This is a genomic window from Pelomonas caseinilytica, from assembly GCF_021353235.1.
Taxonomy (GTDB): domain Bacteria; phylum Pseudomonadota; class Gammaproteobacteria; order Burkholderiales; family Burkholderiaceae_C; genus Pelomonas; species Pelomonas caseinilytica.
In genome coordinates, this window is the sequence record NZ_JAJTWT010000037.1 from 1 (window position 1) to 1,795 (window position 1,795).

1 protein-coding gene is annotated in these 1,795 nt (G+C 61.3%); it reads left to right on the forward strand.

Features of this window, described 5'->3' with window-relative positions:
- Positions 1 to 1,795 (forward strand): condensation domain-containing protein (locus tag LXT12_RS26650; RefSeq protein WP_233395554.1); only part of this gene is annotated, 1,795 nt, incomplete at its 3' end.

Sequence of the window (1,795 nt, forward strand, 5' to 3'; positions counted from 1 at the left end):
ATGCGTGGTTACGTGGAGCCGCTGGGTGAGGTCGAGCAGGCCTTGGCGCAGATTTGGCAAGAGCTGCTGGGTGTGGAGCGCGTGGGTCGGCATGACCACTTCTTTGAGCTGGGCGGGCACTCGCTGATGATCGTCAGCCTGATCGAGCGGCTGCGGGTCCTGGGGCGACGTCTGGATGTGCAGCAAGTGTTTGCCAGCCCCGTGCTGGCCGATCTGGCTCAAGCGATGGGTCAGGGGGCGAGCCAAGCGCCTGCATGGGTCACTCCGCCCAATCTCATTGAGGCGGGTTGCAGCGAGATCACGCCAGAGATGCTGCCGCTGGTCGCGCTTTCACAAGGAGAGATCGAGACCATCGTGAACGCCATCCCCGGCGGTGCCTCCAATGTGCAGGACATCTATCCGCTGGCCCCGCTGCAAGAAGGCATCTTGTTCCATCATCTGCTGCAAGAGCAAGGCGACGCCTATGTCTTGCGCAGCGTGCTGGCCTTTGACAGCCGGGCTCGGGTGGAGGGCTTTGTCGCGGCGCTGCAGCAAGTCATTGCGCGTCACGACATTTTGCGCACTTCGTTTGCGTGGCAAGGGTTGTCCAAGCCCGTGCAAGTGGTTTGGCGTGAGGCGCAGGTGAAGCTCAACACCTTTGAGCCAACCCAAGAGGCACAGGTGCAAGCGCAGTTGCTGGCCCATACCGATCCAAGCCGGCATCGTCTGCCCCTGAACAGCGCCCCGCTGTTTGCGCTGGACATGGCCCACGATCCGGTTGCCCAAGAGTGGCTACTGGCAGTGCGCTTCCATCATCTGGTGGGAGACCATTCGACGATGGAGTTCATCGTCGATGAGGTGGCTGCGATTTTGCAAGGTCACGCGCAGGACTTGCCTGAAGCTCTGCCTTATCGCGATTTCATTGCACAGACCCTGAGTGTGCCCACTGAGATTCACGAAGCCTATTTCCGCAAGGAGTTGGCGGATGTGAATGAGCCTACGGCGCCGTTTGGTGAGCTGGCGGTGCAAGGAGGTGGCTCGATCAGTGAAGCCAACTTGCATTTGGAAGCCGCGCTGGCAGAGGGCATACGAAGCCAAGCTCGGCGTCTGGGAGTCAGCCCAGGTGTGCTGTTCCATGCGGGCTGGGCCCAAGTGCTGGCGCAACTCAGTGGCAAAGACGACGTGGTCTTTGGCACGGTATTGCTCGGGCGCTTGCAAGGTTCGGCGGGAGCAGACCGGGTATTGGGCATGTTCATCAACACGCTACCCGTGCGGGTCAAGCTGGCAGGGCGCAGCGTGCAAGAGGTCGTGCAAGCGACCTACCAAGGCTTGATGAGCCTGCTTGAGCATGAGCAAGCGCCACTGGTGCTGGCGCAGCGCTGCAGCAGCGTGGCTGCTGGGGTGCCGCTGTTCAGTGCCTTGCTCAACTATCGTCACAGCCAAGCAGGGGAGGCTGAGCAGGCCCAATCCTGGGAGGGTATGCGCCTGATCAGCGCTCAGGAGCGTACAAACTATCCTGTCAGCCTGTCGGTAGATGATTTGGGCGAGGGCTTTGGAGTTTCAGCCCAGACGGTTGAAGGCATCGACCCAGCCAGAGTTACCGCCTACTTAGTCACAGCCATGCAAGCTCTGGTGCAAGCTCTGGCAGAGCAGCCACAGCGAGCCATGCTGAGCCTGCCGGTGCTGCCGCAAACTGAGCGCGAGCAAGTGCTGGTTGGCTTCAACGCGACGCAGGCCGAGTATCCGCAGCAGGCGCTGATTCAAGAGCTGTTTGAGGCGCAGGTTAAGCGCAGCCCGCAGGCCACGGCGCTGGTGT